Consider the following 2559-nt stretch of genomic DNA (forward strand, 5'->3'; position numbering starts at 1 on the left):
GAAATTGTGACTAAACATACTAAAAACGTAAAATCAGTAGCGGACATATTTGGCGGCACAGGGGTCGTTGCAGATTTATTTAATAAACAAGGTAAGAAAATTATTGTTAACGACATTCTCACTAGTAATTATATTTCTTATCAAACATGGTTTGGTAATGAAGAAATTGATGAAAAGAAAATCCGTTTCAAAATAACAGAACTTAATAATTTAAGTGGTATTTCTGGGTATGTTTATAAAAATTTCGGAAATAAATATTTTTCAATTGAAAATTCTAAAAAAATTGATGCCATAAGAGAAAAAATTGATACTTATAACGATATTAATAAACGTGAAAAAGCATTTCTCTTAACGTCTCTACTATATTCAATGGATAAAGTAGCAAATACTGTTGGTCATTTTGATGCATACAGAAAGAAAATGGATACATTTCATCCCATTTATTTAAAAGTCCCTGAATTCAATAAAAATTCACGAAATGAAATTTTTAATGAAGATGCAAATCAGCTAGTAAAAAAAATTAAAGCAGATTTGGTATATATTGATACTCCATATAATTCAAGAGGTTACGAAAGCGCATATCATGTTCTTGAAAATGTTATGGAATGGAAAAAACCTGAAGTTGAGGGTATTGCTATGAAAGCAGTTAATCGTTCTGAAAAATCATCAAATTATAATAAATCAAAAGCTCCTCAAGTATTTGAAGATTTAATTCAAAATATAAATGCCCGTTATATTTTAGTTTCTTATAATAATATGGCTAAAAAGGGTAATTCTCGTTCTAACGCAAAAATTTCAAATGAAGAAATCATAGCAGCTTTGAAAAAGCGTGGAGAAGTAAAAATCTTCGATATTGATTTCAATGCTTTTACAACTGGGAAATCAAAAATAGAAAATCATAAAGAGTTGCTTTATTTATGTACTATCGATGATAATATTATCCAATCTCCACTAAATTATACTGGGGGTAAACAAAAGTTGTTACCTCAATTAAAAGCCCATTTTCCATCAAAATCAAATAGATTTGTTGATCTTTTTTCAGGTGGAGGCAGTGTTACGGTGAATATGATTAAAAATAAATACGCTAATCAATATCTTATGAATGATAAAGAACATCATGTTATTGAATTCTTTCAAGATATATCTAATATTGATATTGATATATTTATTGAAGAGATCGAAAAAAAAATAAAAGATTATGGTTTATCTAATACTAAAAAATATGGATATAAATTTTATTCCTCTAATAGTGCTGATGGTTTAGGCAAATATAATAAAGAAAAATTTATAAAATTGAGAAATGATTATAATTCCTCTTCTTCCACAGTTTTGTTTTATTTACTTGTAATATTTGGTTTTAATAATCAGATTCGCTTTAATTCAAAAGGAAACTATAACCTTCCTGTAGGCAAACGTGATTTCAATAAAAAAATGGAAGAAAAACTTAGAAAATTTGTAGAAGTATTAAAATGTGGAAATGTAAATTATACTTCAAAAGATTTTCGTGAAATAAATATAAAAGCAGGTGACTTTATTTACGCTGATCCACCATATCTAATAACAAATGCAGCCTATAATGAAAATGGCGGATGGTCTGAGCAAGATGAACAAGATTTATATGAATACCTTGATAAAGCCAATGAAAAAAATATCAAGTTTGCTCTTTCTAATGTCTTAGAACATAAAGGAAAAGTAAATGATATTCTTAAAAATTGGGCTTCAAAATATAATCTATATGAACTAAATTACAATTATAATAATAGTAACTATCAATCCAAAGCAAAACAAAGCAAAACCGTAGAAGTATTGGTAACAAACTATGAGAGGTAAAAATTAATGAAACTTAAAAAAACTGCCGAAACTTTTAATTTGGGCGATACTAGTTTTAGAAGAAAAGCACTAATTGACGATTACAAGACTTTATTACCCTACTTACAAGAAATAAATTTAAAATATAAACAATGGGATAAAAACTCACAAGCTAAATTTTATGAAAAAGTTTTAGTAGAAACAGATTTATTTTCTAGGAATAATGAGGAAGATCCAGAAAAAAGAGGTCGAACTCTTACAAATGCTTTAGTAAAAATTGGTTTAACTAATCCACAAAGAGAACTTTCTGAAGTAGCAAATAATTGGATAAATGAAGATACCCTGCGTAGAGATGATATCGAACGCTCTCTCGGTATTGATATAAACAATTTGCTTTTTACTCGTCAATTATTAAAATTAAAAATTTATTCATCAAATAAAAAAGATTACTTTTATCCTTTTCGTGTTGCATTAGAAATGGTTAAAAATTACCAAAATATTCCACAACTGGATTTTTTAACTATAATTCATCTAATTCATCCTTCGTTTAGTAACCAAAAAATAAAAAATATAATTAAAGATTATAAAAAGGTAAATGATAACATTGAGCTATTTTCTGAATTTATAAATAGAAATTTTCCAGAAACTACAAATGATTTAACTGCTAAAGATTTATTTTTAAAAGAACCGTTAAATCGAGAAAAATTTAATTTTCTTTTTACCAATAGAAAATCTTCAACTGCTCAAGAT

2 protein-coding genes are annotated in these 2559 nt (G+C 26.5%); both read left to right on the forward strand.

Annotation, left to right across the window (positions count from 1 at the left end; all coding sequences use genetic code 11):
- Window positions 1-1830: Dam family site-specific DNA-(adenine-N6)-methyltransferase (locus CD127_RS11920; protein ID WP_206168818.1), on the forward strand; the 1830-nt coding region annotated here is incomplete at its 5' end.
- Window positions 1831-1836: 6 nt separating this feature from the next.
- Window positions 1837-2559: hypothetical protein (locus CD127_RS11925; RefSeq protein WP_206168819.1), on the forward strand; the 723-nt coding region annotated here is incomplete at its 3' end.

It is taken from the genome of Staphylococcus petrasii (assembly GCF_002902565.1).
Taxonomy (GTDB): domain Bacteria; phylum Bacillota; class Bacilli; order Staphylococcales; family Staphylococcaceae; genus Staphylococcus; species Staphylococcus petrasii.